The organism is Streptomyces sp. CA-181903 (assembly GCF_050937075.1).
Lineage (GTDB): Bacteria > Actinomycetota > Actinomycetes > Streptomycetales > Streptomycetaceae > Streptomyces.
Genome location: NZ_JBNJLY010000001.1, coordinates 78,074 through 96,673, shown reverse-complemented (window position 1 = coordinate 96,673; position 18,600 = coordinate 78,074). Strand labels below are relative to the sequence as shown.

The window sequence follows — 18,600 nt, the reverse complement described above, 5'->3', positions numbered from 1 at the left end:
CATGAGCCGGATCTGCCTCGTCATCCCCAGCAACCCGTTCGACCAGTACTTCGTCCAGCTCCCCCTCGACGCCGTCACCGCCGCCGGACAGCTGCGGGCCCAGGGACACACCGTCGCCGTGTGGGACCAGCGCCTCCAGGAGGCCCCCGACGGCCAGGACTTCGACCTGCTCGTCATCTTCTCCGCGATCGCCGACCGCGCCCAGTGCTACCCCCTGGAACTGGAGCCGGTACGGGCCGCCGTCGAACGCGCCACCGCCCGCTACCCGGCGGCCCGCACCATCGCGGTCGGCCCGCACGGCACCCACCTGCCCGACGCCACCCGCGCCGAGCTGGGCGTGGACCACATCGCCTGCGGCGAGACCGACTCGGCCACCGTCGGCGCCGTCCACAGCCTGCTCTCCGGCGCCGACGCGCCCGTGCTGCCGGCCACCACCACCCCGCACAACCTGCTGGACTCCCCGGAGCCCCGCCCCCGGCCCTTCCCCAACATCCCCCTGGAGGAATTCGCCTTCCCCGCCTACGACCTGGTGCCCGTCGCGGACTACACGGCCGAGGTCATCTCCGGCGGACTGCCGCTGCCCGGACCCTGCGGCATGGTGCTGGCCGCCCGCGGCTGCACCTACGGCTGCACCTTCTGCCACCTGCCGTTCGGCACCAGGATGCGCAACCAGCCACTGGACCGGGTCGAGCGCGAGATCGAGGCCCAGCAGACCGCCGGCCTGCAGTTCGTGTTCTTCCTCGACTACGTCTTCGGCATCAACCGCGCCTTCTACGGCGACCTGTGCGCCCGGCTGGAGGGCCGCGGACTGGGCTGGGTCGGCCAGACCCGCGCCGAGGTCGTCCTGAAGAACGACGTCACCGCGTGGGCACGGGCCGGCTGCCAGGGCATGTGGCTGGGCGCCGAATCCCCCGCCATCGCCCAGACCGGCGTCCACAAGCGCGTCAGCGAGGCGCAGATCGCCGAAGCCGTCCGCAAGCTGCAGGACGCCGGCATCACCCCCTTCGCCTTCGTCCTCCTCGGCCTCCCGCAGGACGAGGCGTGCGTCTCCGGCCGGCTCGTCGACTGGGCCGCCGGACTGGGCGCCTGGTTCGGCATCAACCAGCTCTACCTGCGCCCCGGCACCAGCCTCTACGACCGGCTCGCCCCCCGGTACAACGAAGGGAAGCGCCCGGCCACCTGGCACGAGGTCCAGGAGGTCACCCGCCGCTACCGCCTCTCCTACCCCACCGACCTCGACCACCAGCAGCAGCAACTCACCCGACTGCCCAACTACCTGGGCAACGCCATCGCCCCGGTGGCGGGCTGAGGAGGCCGGCGTGCTGCGTTTCGGCATCCTCGGCTGCGGCTCCGTCGGCGGCTTCCTCGGCCGGCTGCTGGCCCGGCCCGACGGACCGCTGCGCGGACGGGCCCAACTGACCGCCGTAGCCGGACGGGACCCGGTACGGGCCCGGGAGCTCGCCGCCGAACTGGGCTGCGCGGCCCTCCCCGTCGACGCACTGCCGGCCCACCCGGACATCGACGCCGTCGTCGTGTGCACCCCCTCCGGCACCCACGCCGACCTGGGCACCGCGGCACTGCGCGCGGGCAAGCACGTCCTGGTCGAGAAACCCCTCGACGTCACCCCCGAGGCCGCCGACCGGCTGATCGCCGCCGCCCGGCTCAGCGGCCGCACCCTCGGCGTCGTCTCCCAGCACCGCTTCGACCCCGCCGCCCGGGTGGCGAAGACCGCGATCGAGGACGGCGCGCTGGGACGCCTCACCTCCGTCCTCATCGAGGTGCCCCTGTGGCGAGCGCCGGCCTACTACGCGTCGGGGCGGTGGCGCGGCACCCGCGCCCTGGACGGCGGGGGCGCCCTGATGAACCAGGCCGTGCACGCCGTCGACCTCGCCCAGTGGCTCGCCGGCCCCGTCGTGGAGGCCGCGGCCCACACCGGCCTGCTCGCCCACGACGGCCTGGAGGTCGAGGACGTGGCCACCGCCAGCCTGCGGTTCGCCGGCGGCGCGCTCGGCGCGCTGCTGGCCACCACCGCCGCGTACCCGGGACGCACCACCCGCGTCGCGGTCAACGGCGAACGCGGATCGGTCGTCATCGACAACGACGAACTGGCCTACTTCCACGCCGCCCACGACGGCGAACAGGCCGGCGCGTACGGCGCCTACGGCGACGGCAACCAGGCCGCCGACCGCTGCCCCCGCCGCCGGAGCCCCCCGTGCGCGACCGCGTCGGCCTGCTCCACCAGCCCCACCGCGACCAGCTCGCCGACTTCTGCGACGCCGTGCGCACCGGCCGGCCGCCCCTCGTCGACGGCGCCGCGGGACGGCGGGCGGTGGCCGCGGTGCACGCCGTGTACACCTCCGCCCGCACCGGCCGCACGGTACGGCTCGACGACAGCGGCAACCCCGTACAGGACACGGAGAGGAACCCATGAGCGCGACCCTTCGGCAGCCGGCGCCGGACGAGCACAAGGAGGCGCTGGCCCGGCTCTTCGACCGCAGCGCCCCGACATACGAGCGGACCGGCGTCTCCCACTTCGCCGACCTCGGCCACCGGCTCGTGGAGCACGCCGGCCTCCGGGAGGGCGAACGAGTCCTCGACGTGGGGTGCGGCACCGGCGCCGTCCTCCTCCCGGCGGCCCGGGCCGTCGGCCCACGCGGATCCGTGACCGGCGTCGACATCTCCCCGGGCATGGTCGAACGGACCCGGGCGGCCATCGCGGAGGAAGGGCTGGACAACGCCCGCGCGCTCGTCGCCGACGCCGAGACCGTGCGGTGGCAGCCCGGCGGACCCACCGACGGCAGCCTGGACGCCGTACTCGCCGGCATCTCGATGTTCTTCTTCCCCCACCCCAGGGCGGCCGCCGCCCGCTACCGCCAACTGCTGGGCGCGGGCGGCCGCCTGGCCCTCTCCTGGTGGGGGGAGCAGGACGCGCGCTGGGCCCCGGTCTTCGCCGCCGGCGCGCCCTACGGCGGCGCCTCCTCCCACCGACTCCCGCCGGACAGCCCGTTCCGCTCCGTCGAGGACCTGCACACCATGCTCACCGAGGAGGGCTTCGGCTCCGTCGAAACAGTGGAACAGCCCTGTGTCACCCGCTTCCTCGGCATCCGCCAGTGGTGGCAGTGGGTGTGGTCCACCGCCGGCCGGCAGTTCTGGGAGAGCGTGCCCCAGGACCGGATGCACGAGGCCATCGCCGCCGTCGACGCGGAACTGTCCCGGCTGCGCGCCCCCGACGGCAGCCTGACCAGCCGCAACATCGTCCGCTTCACCGTCGCCAGGGCCGTACGGTGAACGACACCGGTACGGTGCCGCGCCCCACCCTCCCCACCGTCCACTCGCTGTTCTCCCCGGAGTGGCTGCGCGCCGCGGCCGAGGCCACGGCCGGGCGGTCCCCCGACGACGGCACCGCCCTCCGGCTCGGCCTGCGCCTGACCGATCCGCCGCCCGGGGTGGCGGGACAGGTCCTCGTCCTGGTGGACCAGACCACCGGCGCCCTGGCGTTCCGGGCGGGGGAGTGGGACGAGCGCCCCACCCTCACCCTGACACTCGCCCATGAGGACGCCCGGCTGTTCCTCTTCGGGGACGCCGAGCGGCGGGTGCGGCTCTTCGAGCACGGACGGCTGGTCCTGGAAGGCGTGTTCCTCTTCGTCTTCTTCCTGGACCGGCTGCTGCAACAGGACCCCTCCGGGGCGCTGGCCCGGCTGCGGCGGTGCACCGCCGACGCACCGCCGGCCACCCGCCACCGGCCGGACGCCGCCGCGGCCGTCACCGCCCCGGAGGACGAGGCGGCCGCGGTCCGCGCCGCCGCCGAGATCCTGCCCCGCACGATGGACGCCCTCCACACCGAGCTCGGCCGCACCACCCCCGGCGCCCAGCTCCACGTCAGCCACGCCCCGAGCGGCACCGACGTCTCCGCCGCCCTGGGCAGCAGCCGCCCGGGCGTGCCCTTCACCCGCGCCTCCCGACCCATCTGGTACTGCTGCGCCAAGACGCTGGGCGCGGCGGCCGTCGGACAGCTGTGGGAACGCGGCCTGCTCGACCCGATGGCGCCGGTCGCCCGCTACCTCCCCTGGTACGACGGCGACGGCCGCGAACGCGTCACCCTCCACCAACTGCTCACCCACACCTCGGCCGTGCCCATGGGCCTGGACCCGCTGCACGGAGCCATGGCCGCCCCGGTCGCCCTCCGCCGCGAACTGCTGCGCCGGATGACGGTCCCCACCGGCACGCCCCCGGCACCCGCATCACCTACGGGCCGTGGTGGGCGTGGTTCCTGATCGCCGAGGTCGTCCGCACCCTGGACGGCCGCGACTACGAGCGCTACCTCACCGAGGAGATCCTGGCACCCTGCGGCATGGACGCCACCCGCGTGGTGCTCACCCCGCACGAGTACCGCGCCGAGGCGGACCGGCTGCCGCTCATCCACATCACCGGCGGCGGCCTCCCGCCCCAGCCCACCCACTGGTACGCGACCGAGGCCGCCTGCACCCGGCCCATCCCCGGGCTCAACATCCGCGGGCCCATGTCCGACCTGGCGCTCTTCTTCACCGCGCTCGCCGACGGCGGCCGCGGGCGCCACGGGCGCATCCTGCTGCCGCAGACCGTCACCGCGCTCACCACTCGCCACCGGGTCGGCCTGGTCGACCCGTTCGGCAACGCCGACTGGGGGCTCGGCTTCCGCGTCGAGTCCCGCCACCTCGGGGACGCGTGCACGGCCTTCAGCCGCCACGCCTCCCTGCGCACCTTCGGCCACTACGGGCTGTGGACGTCGGCGGCCTTCGCCGACCCCGACGCCGGCCTGGTGGTGGCCCTGCACCTCAACGGCAAGACCTGGCAGGAGGAGCACCAGCAGCGGATGATCACCATCGGTGACGCCGTCTACCAGGACCTCCGGCTGACCTGACCCCGGGTCCTCGACCCGCACCACGAAAACGGAGACAGAGCATGACCACCCCGCAGCCCGGGGCCGCGCCGGCGGCCGGCTCGCCGCACGCCATCATCGACGTCGCGGTCGCCTTCTGGAAGTCCAAGGCGCTGCTGAGCGCCGTCGAACTGGGCGTGTTCGAGGAGCTCGCCATACGCCCGTCCACCCTCCCCGACCTCACCCGGAAGCTGGGCATCGCCGGCCGAGGCGCCGCCGACTTCCTCGACGCCCTGGTGTCCATGGGGCTGCTGGAACGCGACGACAGCGGCGTCTACCGCAACGCGCCGCTCGCCGACCGGTACCTGGACCCCCGCAAACCGGCCACCGACATCTCGGGCTACCTCTCGTTCCTCAACGCGGGCTTCGGCTGCTGGACGGGGCTGACCGCCGCGCTGCGCAGCGGCGGCCGGCTGGACTTCTCCGCGGCCCTGGCGGCCTCGCAGGCCGCGGACCAGGGCGGCGCCGGCGACCCGAAGCTCGTGGACAGCGGAGCCGGCGACGACACCTTCGGCGAGGCGTACGCCGCCCCCGACCAGGTGACCGGATTCCTGCGGGCGATGACCGGCTACAGCATGGGCGCCAACCAGGCCCTCGCGGAGCGCTACGACTGGTCGCGGGTGCGCACCGTGGCCGACGTCGGCTGCGCCGAGGGCTCGCTGCTCGCGCAGGTGCTGTCCCGGCACCCTCACCTCCAGGGCATCGGCTTCGACCTCCCGGTGGTCGGCACCGGCTTCGACGCCCACCTCAAGCGGGTCGGTCTCGCCGACCGGGCGCACTTCAGCGGGGGCGACTTCTTCACCGGCCCGCTGCCGACCGCCGACGCCATCGTGATGGGCCACGTCCTGCACGACTGGGACCTGGACACCAAGAAGATGCTCATCGGCAAGGCGTACGACGCCCTCCCGCAGGGCGGCCGGCTGCTGATCTACGAGTCGCTGATCGACGACGACCGGCGCGAGCGCACCACCGGCCTGCTGATCAGCCTCAACGTCTCCACCGTCTCGGCCGGCGGCCTCGGCTACACCGGCGCGGAGTGCGGCGACTGGATGCGCGCCGCAGGCTTCCGGGACATCACCGTGAGCCACCTGGACGGCCCGGAATACCTCGTGGCCGGAGTCAAGTAGCGGGCGCGGAGCGGGCCGCCACAGGACCGTGGTGGCCCGCCGGGCGGTGAGGACGTGAGGCAGCGGGAGAGGGAGAAAGCGATCTTCGGACGGACGTTGTCGATCATTCCCTCCGAAGGGATGTGGAGCGCACTCTCTGCTTCACGCGCCGGCCACAGCCGGGATTCGCTCCCGCGGTCCGCGCCGTGGCGACGCGGCCGGCCGGGCGGATTCCGGAAAGGTGGCTTGCGGCAGCCGTGGCACACGGCACCACCGTGACGGAAGGGCAGAAGCCTCCATGAGCCGGAAACCCGCATCCCGCGTCCGCGTGCGACGCGTCTACGACCCTCCCGAGCCCGCCGACGGCACCCGGGTCCTGGTCGACCGCCTCTGGCCGCGCGGCCTCGCCAAAGAGGACGCGCACGTCGACCGGTGGCCCAAGGAGCTCACGCCCTCCACCGAGCTGCGCCGGTGGTTCCACGGCCCCGACGGCACGTTCGACGAGTTCCGCCGCCGCTACGAGGCCGAACTCGCCGCGCCCGAGGCGGCCGAGGCCCTCGACCGCCTGCGCGCCCTCGCGGCCGAAGGCCCCGTCACCCTCCTGACCGCGGCCAAGGACCCCGCCCACAGCCATACGGAGGTGCTGCGCGGGCATCTCGGCGGGTGAAGGACAACCAGGGCGACAAGGGCACCAGCGGCGCTATGAGGCCGGCCGTGCCCCCGCCCCGGCGGGGACGGGGAGCGGGCCGGCCGCGCACGTCGTGTCGCGTTCGGGCGCCCGGCCCGTCAGCAGGTAATCGGTGACGATGGCGTCGACGCACGCGTTGCCGTTGCGGTACTGGCCGTGGTCGCCGCCGCCCGTGACGGTGACCAGACGGGAGCCGCGCAGAGCCCGGTGGTCCTTGAGCGCGGCCTCGTAGTACGTGGCGGGGTCGCGCACGGAGTCGACCATCAGCGTCGTCGGCAGTCCCGCGCCCGTGACCTTCACCTTCGGCGCGGCCTGCGCCGGCCAGTACGCGCACACCGATGAGAAGGCCAGCTCGCGGGCCCCCACGAGCGGCAGCGCCGCGGTGTCCCGCGCGCCGCGCCTCACCCAGGTGCCGATGTCACGGTTCCAGGCGGTGTCGCCACAGGTCACGGCGGAGAACTCGGCCAGGAAGGCCGGGCTGAGGTAGGAGCCGAAGACCTTCTCCAGCAACTGCCGTTCGCCCGGGTCCACCTCGTCCCCGCGGTCGAGCGTGTGCAGCGCCGCCGCCAGCGCGGGGAAGCCCTCCTTCGCGTTGTACATGGCCTGGATCGTGCCGTTGTCCAGCTGGTTCGGGCCGATGACGGTCGAGCCGGCGGTCACCGGGTGCTCGGCCAGCGCCCGCCGGCGCGCCTCCCACCTGGCCTTGACCTCCCCGGCCGTCCGCCCGTAGTGGTAGACGGCGTCGTACTTCGCCAGCCACGGCAGGAAGTCCCGCTCGAACCGGCGCTGGAAGCTTCCGGGCTGCCCCCGCTCGAACTCCTCCCACGAGCCCGCCCAGCCGACGTTGCTGTCCAGCACCATCCGCTCCACGCGCCGCGGGAACAGCGTCGCGTAGTAGGCGCCGATCATGGTGGCGTAGGAGGGTCCGTAGTACGAGATCCGGTCCACGCCGAGCAGCGAACGGAACAGGTCCACGTCCCGGACGGTCTGCTCGGTGGTCAGGTACGGCAGCAGCCCGCCGCTGCGTGCCTCGCAGTCGCGCGCCATCGCGCGCGAACGTTCCAGCACGCCCCGGACGCCGGCGGGGGAGCGGTCCCGGAAGTCATGGGCGAAGAACTCCCGGAACTCCTCCTCCGTCTGGCACACCGGACGCGTGCTGCGGCCGACGCCCCGCTGGTCGAAGCTCACCACGTCGTACGCGGCGGCCAGTTCGGGCTTGTCCTCGACGAGGCTCGCGGGACGCCCGAGCCCCGATCCGCCCGGCCCGCCCGCGGCCATCACCAGCACCCCGCGCCGTCCGCCGGGGCCGCTCGCGCGGTGGCGGGAGACCGCCACGGTCAGATCGGGGCCGGCGTCCGGCCGGTGCCAGTCGCGGGGGACGGTCATCGCCGCGCACTCCAGCACCGAGCCGCTCCCGCAGGGCTGCCAGTCCAGCCGCTGCTGCGCGTACCGTACGGGCACCCGCGCGTCCTCCGCGGCGGTGCCGGCCCGCGCGACGCCGGCCGGCAGCGCCGCGAGGGCCATGACCGCCGCCGCCATTCCGGCCAGCGCGCCCGCGCCCCTCCGCCGCGCCCGCGGCCCCCTTCGCCCGCCCCACGCCTTCGTCATCGGACCCTCCCAACGGTCTCACTCCGGTGTCGGCACCGATCTTCGTGCCGGGGAGTGGTCCCGCTCCATCCACTTGGCATCCGATTCGAGGGTGGTACAGGCACCCGCATCGGCGGCCTGACGGCCTGTCGCCGAGTGGCTCCCGGTCCCGCGTGTCACCGGGGGCGGCCCGGAGCGCCCGGTGCCAGCAGCCGGTCCAGGGCGCGGCGGGTGCGGGCCGGGGCCTCCGGGTCGGCGAGGAGCTGGAGTTCCTGGTTGAGCGCCAGGTAGCAGCCGACGAGTTCGTACGTCACCTGCTCGGGGTCGGTGCCGGCGGGCAGGTCGCCGGCCGCGACCGCGTGGCGGACCTCGGCCGCGAGGCGGCGGCGCCAGACGCGGCTGAGACGGACCACCGCGTCGCGCACCCGGCCGCCCCGGGCGTCGAACTCCACCGAGGCGGTGGTGAAGAGGCACCCACCGGGGAAGACGACGCGTTCATGCTCCAGGTAACCGATCCACGCCTCGCACACCGCGCGCAGCCGCGGCAGGCCCGGCGCGGCGTCCTCGGCGGGGTGCCAGACGGCGTGGACGAAGACCGCGGAGGCGCCCTCCAGAACGGCGAGCTGGAGGGTCTCCTTGGTGCCGAAGTGGCCCAGGATGCCGGCCTTGCTCATGCCCAGGTCGGTGGCGAGCCGCCCGATGGTCAGCCCCTCCAGCCCCTCCACCGAGGCGATCGCTATGCCGCGGTCGATGATGCGCCGGCGGGTGGAGCGGGCTTCGGCGGCGGACTTCCGTGGGCTCATCCGGCCATCCTAGTCACCCGGCCGACCTTTAGCTTCCGACCGGTCGGTTGCTATATTCCGGCGTGGCGGTGCCTTCCTCGGCCGGTCCTTGGGGTGCGCCGCCTTTCCCTGAGCCGCACCGGATGGGCCGCACCGGATGAGCCGCAGCGCATGGGCCGCAGAGGGTGGGCCGCAGCGCATGCGGCGCTCCGAATACGGCGCCTCAGATGCGGCGCACCGAATACGCCGTACCGAATAACCGAATACGCCATACCGAATACGCCGCACTGAATACGTCGCACCGAAACAAGGAGAACGACCGTGCCGGGATCCCGTATCGCCGCCCTGGGCCACTACCAGCCGTCTCGCGTCCTGACCAACGACGACCTGGCGGGCATGGTCGACACCAGCGACGAGTGGATCCGCCGCCGCACCGGCATCGCCACCCGGCGGATCGCCGCCGAGACGGAGTCGGTCGCCGACATGGCGACCGCCGCGGCGGCCAAGGCCCTCGCCGCGGCCGGACTGGCGCCCTCCGACATCGGCCTGGTCACGGTGGCGACCTGCTCGGCCGTCGACCGCTGCCCCTCGACCGCCGCCCAGGTCGCCGGACGTCTCGGCATCCCCTCGGCCGTCGCGTACGACCTCAACAACGGCTGCGCCGGCTTCTGCACCGCACTCGCCACCGCCGACCACTCCGTCCGCGCAGGCGCCGCCCGCCACGCCCTGGTCATCGGCGCGGAGAAGATGTCCGACGTCACCGACTGGACCGACCGCAGCACCTGCGTCCTGCTCGGCGACGGCGCGGGAGCGGCCGTCGTCAGCGCCGCCGACCACGAGGGGATAGGCCCGGTCGTCTGGGGCTCCGACCCGACGCGCGCCGACGCCGTCCGGCTCGCCGGCGACTGGCACCCGCGCTTCGCCCAGGAGGGCCAGACCGTCTTCCGCTGGGTCACCGCCGAACTCCCGGGTCTCATCCGTGAAGCGTGCCGCCGCGCCGGTCTCACCCCGTCCGACCTCGCGGGCCTGGTCACCCACCAGGCCAACCTGCGCATCATCGAGTCCGTCGCCCGCCAACTCGACCTGCCCGAGCACGTGGTGGTCGCCCAGGACGTCGTCGAATCCGGCAACACCTCCGCCGCGTCCGTCCCGCTCGCCCTCGCCAAACTGACCGAACGCGGCGAACTCCTCACCGGCGGCCCCGTCCTGCTGATGGCCTTCGGCGGCGGGATGTCCTGGGCGGGCCAGGTCGTCACCTGTCCCTGAGCGGGACGGCCGGGCTGCCCCTGAGCGGGATGACCGGGCCGCCCTGAGTCGGAGGGCGGCACCCGCAGGTCCGTCCGCGCATCGCCACAACTCTCCACGTACGCCTCTGGAACGGCACCGCTCCCTCCCGCAACCGTAGGGCGCGTCCGTACTCCGCCGCCCCACCCGCATCGGGCGGCGGCCGGCCGCTGTCGGCAAGCGGCCCCGGACGTCCCGGAACAACACGGCGCACGGCCATCGGCCGGGGTCCCGGGGAGTGCGCTACGGCGCGCAAAAACCCGGCACGGCGCACAAATGCCCGAGATGCGCTTCCTCGTTCGGGTGAGACCTCGGACGAGAACCGCGCGTCTGGAGAGGCCGTGGCTACAGTTGTCCAATCGGACTGTGGCGCTGGGGGGCGGGCATGGAGCTGAAGCGGTGGCTGGCGTACGGGGTCGAGGCGTTCGAGGCGTGGACCCGGTCGTATGAGGAGTACGCGGCCCACCCGGCCATGGAGGTTACGGAGGACGCATGCGCCGAGGCGTTCGCCGAACTGACCGGCAGACTGCGCGGCAGTTACCCGTTCTTCCACCCCTGCTACGCGGGACAGATGCTCAAACCCCCGCACCCGGCCGCCGTCGCCGGGTACCTCGCCGCGATGCTCGTCAACTCCAACAACCACGCACTGGACGGCGGCCCGGCCACCTCCGCCATGGAGGAGGAGGCCGTCGCCCAACTGGCCTCCATGCTGGGCCTGTCCGAGACCTTTTTCGGGCATCTCACCAGCAGTGGCACCCTCGCGAACCTGGAGGCGCTGTTCGTCGCGCGGGAGAGCCGTCCCGGGCGTTCCATAGCGGTCGGCGCCGAGGCCCACTACACGCACGCGCGGATGTGCCACCTGCTGGGCGTGCCGGTGCGCACCGTGCCGGCCGACGGCGGGGGACGGATGGACGTGGCGGCGCTGGAGCGGCTGCTCGCCTCGGGGGACGTGGGCACGGTCGTGGTCACCGCCGGCACCACGGCGCTTGGCGCGGTCGACCCCGTGCACCGCATCGTGCCCCTGGCGCGGCGGTACGGCGCCCGCGTCCATGTGGACGCCGCCTACGGCGGGTTCTTCACGCTGCTCGCCGACGACCCGCTCATGGACGCGGACACCGCCGACGCGCTGCGGGCCGTCGGCCGGAGCGACTCGGTGGTGATCGACCCGCACAAGCACGGCCTCCAGCCCTACGGCTGCGGCGCGGTGCTCTTCGCCGACCCCGCGGTGGCCCGCTTCTACCGGCACGACTCTCCCTACACCTACTTCACCTCCGCCCGGCCGCACCTGGGCGAGATCAGCCTGGAGTGCTCGCGGTCCGGGGCCGCCGCGGCCGCCCTGTGGCTGACCCTCCGGCTGCTGCCCCTCACACGGCAGGGGATGGGCGGGGTGCTCGCCGCAGGGCGCCGGGCGGCCCTCCGATGGACCGAACTGATCGGCGGCACACCCCACTTGGAGCTCTACCAGCGCCCCGAGCTCGACATCATGACGTACTTCCCGCGCACCGAGCCCGCGGCTCTGTCCCGGGTCGGCGCCGCGTCGCGAGAGGTGATGCGGCGCGGCATGGACGCCAAGGAGAACCCGGTCTTCCTCAGCGTCGCGCGGGTCGACGCGGACGCCTTCGCCCGCCGGCACCCGCACGTCGTACGCGACGCCGAGGACACGCACATCCTGCGCAGCGTCCTGATGAAACCGGAGAGCGAGCCGTACCTGGACCGCCTGCACCACCGCGTCGCGGACCTCGCGAAGTCGGCGGAGTGAGCGCCCGCGAGAACGACTACGACCGGTACCTCGGCATCCTCCGCGAACCGGCACCGCCCGGCACCGACCGCCTCCGGGCGCACCTCCTCGGCGACCTGCCGCACACCGTCCTCGACGAGGACGTGCGCACCACGCTCCGCACGGCGCAACGGGGCAACCGCCGTCAGCACAGTGACGTGTGCGAGCGCTGCGTGCCCGGCGGGGCGTCGCTCCCGCGTGCCCACTTCTCCCAGGCCCCGTCCCGGGAGGGAGCACCGTGCGACACGGACTGAACGCTCGCGCCGACGACGGCGGGCCCGGCGACGAGGACGCCGGAGACATCGAGGGGATCGACGCCGACACCGGCCGGAGGCTGCTGCACGACCTGCTCGACGAGGTCGTCTGGCTGGACCACTGCCCGTTCGTCAGCGCGTCGTTCGGCCCGGCACCGGCCTGGCTGCGGCACGAACCGGTGTCCGCGTTGCGGCCGTTGCCCGCGCCGCCGCCCGCGAGCCGGCGGGGTACGCCCGGCCGTCGACGCGTGTGCGTCTCGTTCGCGCCCGAGCACGGCCCCAACGCCCGTACCTGGGCCCGTACCCACGGCTACCGGCTGCTCGCACCGGACGCCGGGGTGACCGCCTGGGCGGCGGACAAGATCAGTGTGCTGGAGCTGTTCGAGGAAGCGGGAGTGGCCATTCCGCCGTGTGTGATCGTCCCCGCGACCGGGCGTGCACCGGCGCAGGCGTACTGGCGAGCCGACTGGCCCGGGGCCGTGGCCCAGCGCAGGGAGAACAACCTGATCGGACGCGGCACCGTCCCGCTCGCCTCCCCGGCCGAACTCGGCCGCCGCCTCGCCGACTGGCCGGACGAGCCGGTCCGGCTCAGCCGCCGGGCTCCCGGGATCTCCCTGACCGTCACGGCCTGCGCGGGACCCGACAGGACGGTGGTCTCGGCCGTCTCCCACCAACTGGTGGGGCTGCCCGAGCTCGCCGCCTCCTGGGGTACGCACTGTGGCAACCAACTCGTGCACCCCTGCGACCTGCCGGACGGGCTGTACGGACAGGCCCGCGAGGCGGCGCGGCGCGTGGGCGAGGTGCTGCGCGGCCGCGGCTTCCTCGGTGTCTTCGGCCTCGACCTCGTCGAGGACGACGGACGGCTCCTGGCTGTCGAGGTCAATCCCCGCTTCCAGACCGTCGTCTCCCTCGTCCAGACCGCCGAACGCGCGGCGGGACTCCTGCCCACCCTCGGGCTGCACATCCTCTCCTTCCTCCTGCCCGCGCTGCCGCCGCCCGTGGCGAGGAAGCTGCCGCCGGGGGAGCCTCGCCCGAGCCAGCTCGTCGTCCACGCCGCCGGCGACACCACCGTGCACGGCCTCGCCCCCGCCGGGCGCTACCGGCTTGCCGGCCGAGCGGTGACAGGCCCGCTCACCGCGCCTACGGACCTGGCCGAACTCCGCGACGACGAGGCCCTGTACTGGGCCGTCGCCCGCCCCGGACCCGTCACGGCCGGTCAGGAACTGGCCCTGCTCCAGTTCCGGCACCCCGTCGGGCCCCTCGAACCCCGGCCCCGCCTCCACCCGGAGGCACGGAAGTGGATCGATGCCTTTCACGAACGGTCGCGTTCAGGAGGGGCGGGGGAGGGGGAAGAGGCGCGACGACGCCCCTGCTCCGGCTCCCCGAGGACGCGATGCGCACCGCGGGGCTGCACGCGCTCGACCTGATCATCGAGCGGTTCACCGACTCCCGTACGCACCCGCCCCTGCGCGTCCCGTCCCCCGACGACCTACGGGCCGCCCTGGACGAACCCCTGCCCGAGACCGGCACGGACGACCTGCGCCCCCTCCTCGAACACGTCACCCGCGACGCCCTCGGCCAAGCCACCCGCCTGGACCACCCCCGGAGCTTCGCCTTCACCCCCTCCACCGGCAACTTCCCGGCCGTACTCGCCGACGCCCTCGCCTCCGCCCACCTCTCCGTACCCGGAGCATGGATGGTCGGCGCCGGGCCCACCCAGCTCGAACTCACCACGCTCGGCTGGCTCAAGGCACTGCTGGGCCTGCCCGAGGAAGCCGGCGGCCTGTTCGTCAGCGGCGGATCCGTCGCCAACCTCACCGCCCTGGCCGTCGCCCGCGACCACCACCTCGGCGACGACCACTCCCACGCCCGCCTCTACTGCTCCACCCAGGCCCACCCCTCCATCGCACGCGCCGCGCACCTCCTGGGCCTCCCCCGAGCGCACCTCTCCGTCGTACCGGCCGACCGCGCACTGCGCCTCGACCCGGCCGCGGTCGCGCGGCGCGTCACCGACGACCGCGCCGCCGGCCTGCGCCCCTTCGCCGTCATCGCCACCCTCGGCACCACCGGCACCGGAACCGTCGACCCCCTCGACGACCTCGCCGACCTCTGCGACCGGGAAGGACTCTGGCTCCACGTCGACGGCGCCCACGGCGCGGCGGCGGCCGCCACCGCCCGCGGCCACGGGCTGCGCGCGGGACTGCGCCGCGCCGACTCCCTCACCGTCGACCCGCACAAATGGCTCTTCCAGCCGTACGAGATCGGATGCGTCCTGCTGCGCCGCCCGGAACTGCTGCGTGCCACCTTCGACCTGGCGCACCACGCCCTGGACAACGGCTACCTGGCCCCCACCGACCCCCGGGGCGACGAGGTGAACCTCTCCGACCACGGCCCCCAGCAGAGCCGCGGCCTCCGGGCCCTGAAGCTGTGGCTGTCGTTGAAGACCTTCGGCGCGGAAGCCTTCCGGCAGGCGATCGAACACGGCATGGACCTGGCCGAGCACGCGGCGGCCCTGATCGCGGACCGGTCCGAGCTGGCGCTGGTCACCCCGGCCAGTCTCGCCGTCCTCACCTTCCGCTACCACCCGGCCGACGCTCCGCCCGGCTGGGACGCCGACGCCGCGCAGGAGCACATCAGCCGGGCGGTGTGCGCGGAAGGCGAGGCGCTGCTCCTCACCACCCGGGTGCACGGAGCCACGGTGCTGCGCATGTGCACCATCAACCCCGGCAGCACCCGGGACGATGTCGCGTACGTGCTCCACCAGGTGGTCCGCCACGGCCGCCGATCGACGGGCGGGCTCAGAAAATCGTCAGCGCCGACGGACCGGTGATCTCCCGCACCCCCCGGTCCGAGGCACACGAGGGCACGTCGAGCGTGAGCTGGGCGCCGGGAGAGGCGACGGTCCGCCCACGGAACGCGCCCGAGACCACCTTGCCGATGACCAGCACGACCGCCTGCCCGGCAACCTGCTCGACCGTCCCCATGGGGTAGAGCACCACGCTCTTCTCCCCGTTCCTCCAGGTGATCTTCTCCACCGTGGTGGCCTCGGAGGCGAAGCATCCGTTCACGCCGCCGCCGCTGATCACGGACGTGGCGGAGGCGAACCCCGGGTCGGCGGAGGTACAGGTGTAGGCGCCGGTCCCGGAGATCCGGGTCCTTCTCGCCTGGAGGCCGAGTCCCGGGGAGAACCCGACGGTGTTGGTCCCGACGCAGCTGACGGCCGCTCTCGACTCGCGCGCCTCCGCCGCGCACGGCACGGCCACCGTCACCCCCACGGCCAAGGCCGCACTCCCGCACCTCATCGCCCACGACCTCACCCGGCGCATGACACACCCTCCTCGCTCGCCCCGGCCGCTTCCGGGAGCGGAACCGGCCCGTTCACACTGAGGCACATCCATGCCCGACCGCGCCGCGGTTCCACCGAGCATCGGCAGCACGCACCACATGGGGGGCGCGCACGGCAGCGGCGGCCGCCTGGCGCGCTCCCGTGCTCTCACGCGCCGTCGCGCGCGGTTGTCGGCCGGTGGTGAGGTGTCGTGCACTGGAGGCACGGAGGAGACAGGGCGGCGGGCGGCGTGTCCGGGTCGGGGGCGGCGCCACGGCGTCCGCTCCGGCGGCCGGCGGGTACGGGGGTGGGGGGAAGGTGTCCGGTGGCCGCGCGCGGTACGTAGCCCGTGTGCTGGGACGGCTGCTGGCCGAGGAGGCGCGGGCCCGCGGGAAACCCGGGGACCAAGCGGGGGAGCGGGCACGGGCCGTGCGGGAGGCGTTCCAGGACCTCGGGCCCTTCTACATCAAGATCGGGCAGGTGCTGTCGACCCGGCCGGACTTCGTACCACCCGCCATGCTGCGGGAGTTGGGGATGCTGCACGACCAGGTCCCGCCCGCGCCGTTCACGGACTTCGAGCCGATGCTGGCGGCCGACCTGGGCCCCAAGTGGCCTGAGCTGTTCGGTGAGTTCGACACCTCCGCACCGCTGGGGGCTGCGTCCCTGGCCCAGGTGTACCGCGCGTGGCTGGCCGACGGCACCCCGGTGGCCGTCAAACTCCAGCGGCCCGGCGCGGAGGAGACGATGACCGAGGACATGCGGCTGCTGCGCAGGGCGGCCCGCGTCCTGGCGCGCGCGACGCCCCGCTTCACGGCGGTCGTGGACGTACCCGCCATGCTGGACGTGCTCTTCGACGCCATGGAGGCGGAGACCGACTTCCGCGTCGAGGCTTCGAACATGCGCCAGGCGAGGCGGCTGACCGAGGGGTACGAGCACCTGACCGTACCGCGGGTGCTGATGGAGCCGACCCGGCGTGTGCTGGTGCAGTCCCTGGCCCCTGGGACGTCGATCCGTGACGCCGACCCACAGGACTTCAGCCTCGCCCAGCGCACCGGTATCGGGCGCGACCTGATGGCGTTCATGTACCGCGGCTACTTCCTCGACCGCTACTTCCACGCCGACCCGCACCCCGGCAACCTCTTCGTCCACCCCGGCGAGCCGGCGCACCTGATCGACTGGGGCATGGTCGGCCGGCTGGACAGCGGCACCAGCCGGGGCCTGGTGCTGGCCCTGCTCACCATCGCGGCCAACGACGGCGCCGGACTGGCCAAGACCTGGGTGGAGATGGGTCACCCCACGGCCTGGGCCGACCTGGCCGGCTTCCGCTCCGACATCAGCCGGCTCGTACCGAAGATCGCCTCCGCCTCCCTGGACGAACTGGACTTCGGCGTCACCCTGACCGCCGTCCTGGCCCACTCCACCCACCGGGGCATCCGCAGCACCCCCACCATCTCCCTGCTCGGCAAGTCCTTCGCCAACCTCGAGGGATCCATCCGCTACCTGTGCCCGGAACTGTCCGTCACCGACGTCTTCGCCGACAACCTGCGCGCCATCATCTTCGGCCTGGCCCGCGAGACCCTCTCCGAACAGCAAGCCGCGCGTACCGCCCTCGACATCATGATCGCCGCACCCGGTGCGCTCCAACAGACTCGCGGAATCCTGCGTTCAATCGCCGATCAGGACCTCACCTTCCACGCGCGGGTCGCGGGCGAGTCCGGCCGGTGCGGCAGACGGAAGGACACCGGATCCCGCGCCTACTGGGTGGCGGCCCTCGCCCTCGCCGCGTACCTGGCTCGCGGCGCCAGAGGGAAGTGAACCCGCGGGGTCTCGTGTCCCGGTCACGGCGGCGGCACGCGCGCGGCGGCCGACGCCGCCACTTGGAGCAGGGACAAGCCGCCCTGCTCCGCCGCGGGCCCCGGCCAGACGGTTTCACGCGCCAGAACGACCGCCAGCACCTGGTAGGTGCAGTCCTCGCCGGTGGACGCGTCCCGCGCCCGGAAGGACCGGCCGGCGCGGACGTCGTCCGCCAACTCGCCCAGCGAGATGGGCCGGTGGAGACCGGTGTCATGGAGAGAGCCGTCATGATGCCGCGTCAGGCCGCGCACCCGCGCCGGTGACGGGGGGCGACCGGGCCCTGGGTCATCCGCGTCGCTCGGCGCCTCCCGCGCCTCAGACATGGGTGCGGCCCCGGGAGCGACCGGGGGCTGCCGTCGGTCCGCGGCCGGCCGTCACGTTCCGGCACCCGCCGTTCCGGAACCCGCCCGTCCGCCTCCGGTCTGTCCGGTGGCGGCCCGGCCGGAGGGCGGGGGAGGGGCGTGCCGCGCGTCGGCGTCCCGCTCGGAACGGATGCTGTCGCTGACCGTCCTGCGCAGGTCGCGTTCCAGATCTCCGATCCGGTCAAGGCACTCGTCGGTGAACTCCTTGGCATCGTCCACCACATTGCCGATGAAGCGGATGAAACCGGTGCGGCGGCGGTCGTGCGATCGCTTGACCATGGGGGAGGCCTTTCTCGTCGGATCTCGTCGGATCTCGTCGGATCTCGTCGTGTTTCGTCGGATCGGTCCGCCGGGATTCGCCGGCCGCGGGAGTGGAACGCGAGCGGCGGGCCCACAGCATACGAATAGGCGGAAGCCGCCTGTCCGGTGAAGGCGTGGGACGTCCCTTGCGGCAGCATCCGGCTGTCACCGGCTGTCCGGAACGGCGCGCGTTCACACGGAGCGGCACTCCGTACCCCGTGGAGCGGGTGTCCCTCGCCGTGCGACGCCGCCGGGCGCCGCAAATGCTCCGGCGCGGAGGAGTAGGACGCGCGCCGGGTGCCGCGCGGCGCCCGACATCGGCGCTGCGGGGTACGACCGAAGGCGGCCGAGGACCGAGCGCCC

Annotated in this window: 18 protein-coding genes and 1 pseudogene; 14 read left to right on the top strand and 5 right to left on the bottom strand. The window is 73.8% G+C overall.

Going from position 1 to position 18,600, the window contains the following annotated elements; all coding sequences use genetic code 11:
- Position 1: 1 nt before the first annotated feature.
- From ACQEVS_RS00485 to ACQEVS_RS00450, 8 genes and pseudogenes are all read left to right on the top strand, one after another.
- Positions 2-1,309 carry a B12-binding domain-containing radical SAM protein gene (locus tag ACQEVS_RS00485; protein WP_433013471.1) on the top strand — a complete coding sequence of 436 codons (1,308 nt, stop codon included), beginning with the start codon at positions 2-4 and terminating at the stop codon, positions 1,307-1,309.
- A 10-nt stretch (positions 1,310-1,319) separates the two neighbouring features.
- A pseudogene (locus ACQEVS_RS00480) lies at positions 1,320-2,045 on the top strand (Gfo/Idh/MocA family protein); the annotation flags it as partial.
- Positions 2,046-2,212: 167 nt separating this feature from the next.
- Positions 2,213-2,431, top strand: coding sequence for a Gfo/Idh/MocA family oxidoreductase (locus ACQEVS_RS00475; RefSeq protein ID WP_433013469.1), 219 nt, complete (start codon positions 2,213-2,215; stop codon positions 2,429-2,431).
- A complete protein-coding gene (locus ACQEVS_RS00470) occupies positions 2,428-3,288 on the top strand; it encodes a class I SAM-dependent methyltransferase (protein ID WP_433013467.1) in 861 nt (286 codons plus the stop codon). Before ACQEVS_RS00475 ends, ACQEVS_RS00470 begins: the two co-directional genes overlap by 4 nt.
- Positions 3,285-4,274 carry a serine hydrolase domain-containing protein gene (locus ACQEVS_RS00465; RefSeq protein ID WP_433027150.1) on the top strand — a complete coding sequence of 330 codons (990 nt, stop codon included), beginning with the start codon at positions 3,285-3,287 and terminating at the stop codon, positions 4,272-4,274. Before ACQEVS_RS00470 ends, ACQEVS_RS00465 begins: the two co-directional genes overlap by 4 nt.
- On the top strand, positions 4,241-4,900 hold the full coding sequence (locus tag ACQEVS_RS00460) for a serine hydrolase domain-containing protein (RefSeq protein WP_433027147.1): 660 nt from the start codon (positions 4,241-4,243) through the stop codon (positions 4,898-4,900). The genes ACQEVS_RS00465 and ACQEVS_RS00460 overlap by 34 nt, the downstream gene beginning before the upstream one ends.
- 41 nt (positions 4,901-4,941) lie before the next feature.
- Positions 4,942-6,045, top strand: coding sequence for a methyltransferase (locus ACQEVS_RS00455; protein WP_433013465.1), 1,104 nt, complete (start codon positions 4,942-4,944; stop codon positions 6,043-6,045).
- A 277-nt stretch (positions 6,046-6,322) separates the two neighbouring features.
- On the top strand, positions 6,323-6,691 hold the full coding sequence (locus ACQEVS_RS00450) for a DUF488 domain-containing protein (RefSeq protein ID WP_433013463.1): 369 nt from the start codon (positions 6,323-6,325) through the stop codon (positions 6,689-6,691).
- A gap of 33 nt (positions 6,692-6,724) precedes the next feature.
- Here the strand turns inward: ACQEVS_RS00450 and ACQEVS_RS00445 are convergent, their stop codons facing one another.
- Positions 6,725-8,320 (bottom strand): alpha/beta hydrolase, encoded by a 1,596-nt coding sequence (locus tag ACQEVS_RS00445; RefSeq protein ID WP_433013460.1) that lies wholly within the window; start codon positions 8,318-8,320, stop codon positions 6,725-6,727.
- Between the two features lie 155 nt (positions 8,321-8,475).
- Positions 8,476-9,102 (bottom strand): TetR/AcrR family transcriptional regulator, encoded by a 627-nt coding sequence (locus ACQEVS_RS00440; protein ID WP_433013457.1) that lies wholly within the window; start codon positions 9,100-9,102, stop codon positions 8,476-8,478.
- Positions 9,103-9,402: 300 nt separating this feature from the next.
- Here ACQEVS_RS00440 and ACQEVS_RS00435 point away from each other — a divergent pair, with 300 nt between their 5' ends.
- From ACQEVS_RS00435 to ACQEVS_RS00415, 5 genes are all read left to right on the top strand, one after another.
- A complete protein-coding gene (locus ACQEVS_RS00435) occupies positions 9,403-10,347 on the top strand; it encodes a beta-ketoacyl-ACP synthase III (RefSeq protein ID WP_433013454.1) in 945 nt (314 codons plus the stop codon).
- A gap of 403 nt (positions 10,348-10,750) precedes the next feature.
- Positions 10,751-12,124 (top strand): pyridoxal phosphate-dependent decarboxylase family protein, encoded by a 1,374-nt coding sequence (locus tag ACQEVS_RS00430; protein ID WP_433013451.1) that lies wholly within the window; start codon positions 10,751-10,753, stop codon positions 12,122-12,124.
- On the top strand, positions 12,121-12,396 hold the full coding sequence (locus ACQEVS_RS00425) for a hypothetical protein (protein ID WP_433013448.1): 276 nt from the start codon (positions 12,121-12,123) through the stop codon (positions 12,394-12,396). The genes ACQEVS_RS00430 and ACQEVS_RS00425 overlap by 4 nt, the downstream gene beginning before the upstream one ends.
- Positions 12,381-13,823 carry an ATP-grasp domain-containing protein gene (locus ACQEVS_RS00420; RefSeq protein ID WP_433013445.1) on the top strand — a complete coding sequence of 481 codons (1,443 nt, stop codon included), beginning with the start codon at positions 12,381-12,383 and terminating at the stop codon, positions 13,821-13,823. Before ACQEVS_RS00425 ends, ACQEVS_RS00420 begins: the two co-directional genes overlap by 16 nt.
- The gene (locus ACQEVS_RS00415; protein ID WP_433013442.1) at positions 13,790-15,226 is read left to right on the top strand and encodes a pyridoxal phosphate-dependent decarboxylase family protein; all 1,437 of its coding nucleotides are present in this window, start codon (positions 13,790-13,792) and stop codon (positions 15,224-15,226) included. The genes ACQEVS_RS00420 and ACQEVS_RS00415 overlap by 34 nt, the downstream gene beginning before the upstream one ends.
- Here ACQEVS_RS00415 and ACQEVS_RS00410 read toward each other — a convergent pair.
- The gene (locus tag ACQEVS_RS00410) at positions 15,195-15,677 is read right to left on the bottom strand and encodes a hypothetical protein (RefSeq protein ID WP_433013439.1); all 483 of its coding nucleotides are present in this window, start codon (positions 15,675-15,677) and stop codon (positions 15,195-15,197) included. The genes ACQEVS_RS00415 and ACQEVS_RS00410 overlap by 32 nt on opposite strands.
- Positions 15,678-16,072: 395 nt before the next feature.
- On the opposite strand from ACQEVS_RS00410, the gene ACQEVS_RS00405 reads away from it, so the two are divergent.
- Entirely contained in the window at positions 16,073-17,536 is a 1,464-nt protein-coding gene (locus ACQEVS_RS00405; RefSeq protein ID WP_433013436.1) for an ABC1 kinase family protein, read from the top strand.
- 23 nt (positions 17,537-17,559) lie between these two features.
- Here ACQEVS_RS00405 and ACQEVS_RS00400 read toward each other — a convergent pair whose 3' ends face one another.
- Together ACQEVS_RS00400 and ACQEVS_RS00395 are read right to left on the bottom strand one after the other, a co-directional pair.
- A complete protein-coding gene (locus tag ACQEVS_RS00400) occupies positions 17,560-17,826 on the bottom strand; it encodes a polyhydroxyalkanoate synthesis regulator DNA-binding domain-containing protein (protein ID WP_433013433.1) in 267 nt (88 codons plus the stop codon).
- Between the two features lie 123 nt (positions 17,827-17,949).
- Complete coding sequence (locus ACQEVS_RS00395; RefSeq protein ID WP_433013430.1) at positions 17,950-18,216, bottom strand: hypothetical protein; 267 nt, start codon at positions 18,214-18,216, stop codon at positions 17,950-17,952.
- Positions 18,217-18,600 lie beyond the last annotated feature (384 nt).

What these genes read in the sequence shown, in the direction of transcription:
- ACQEVS_RS00485 (WP_433013471.1), top strand. Translation starts at nt 2, where the DNA reads ATGAGCCGGATCTGCCTCGTCATCCCCAGCAACCCGTTCGACCAGTAC.
- ACQEVS_RS00470 (WP_433013467.1), top strand. Translation starts at nt 2,428, where the DNA reads ATGAGCGCGACCCTTCGGCAGCCGGCGCCGGACGAGCACAAGGAGGCG.
- ACQEVS_RS00455 (WP_433013465.1), top strand. Translation starts at nt 4,942, where the DNA reads ATGACCACCCCGCAGCCCGGGGCCGCGCCGGCGGCCGGCTCGCCGCAC.
- ACQEVS_RS00450 (WP_433013463.1), top strand. Translation starts at nt 6,323, where the DNA reads ATGAGCCGGAAACCCGCATCCCGCGTCCGCGTGCGACGCGTCTACGAC.
- ACQEVS_RS00445 (WP_433013460.1), bottom strand. Translation starts at nt 8,320, where the DNA reads ATGACGAAGGCGTGGGGCGGGCGAAGGGGGCCGCGGGCGCGGCGGAGG.
- ACQEVS_RS00440 (WP_433013457.1), bottom strand. Translation starts at nt 9,102, where the DNA reads ATGAGCCCACGGAAGTCCGCCGCCGAAGCCCGCTCCACCCGCCGGCGC.
- ACQEVS_RS00430 (WP_433013451.1), top strand. Translation starts at nt 10,751, where the DNA reads ATGGAGCTGAAGCGGTGGCTGGCGTACGGGGTCGAGGCGTTCGAGGCG.
- ACQEVS_RS00415 (WP_433013442.1), top strand. Translation starts at nt 13,790, where the DNA reads ATGCGCACCGCGGGGCTGCACGCGCTCGACCTGATCATCGAGCGGTTC.
- ACQEVS_RS00395 (WP_433013430.1), bottom strand. Translation starts at nt 18,216, where the DNA reads ATGGTCAAGCGATCGCACGACCGCCGCCGCACCGGTTTCATCCGCTTC.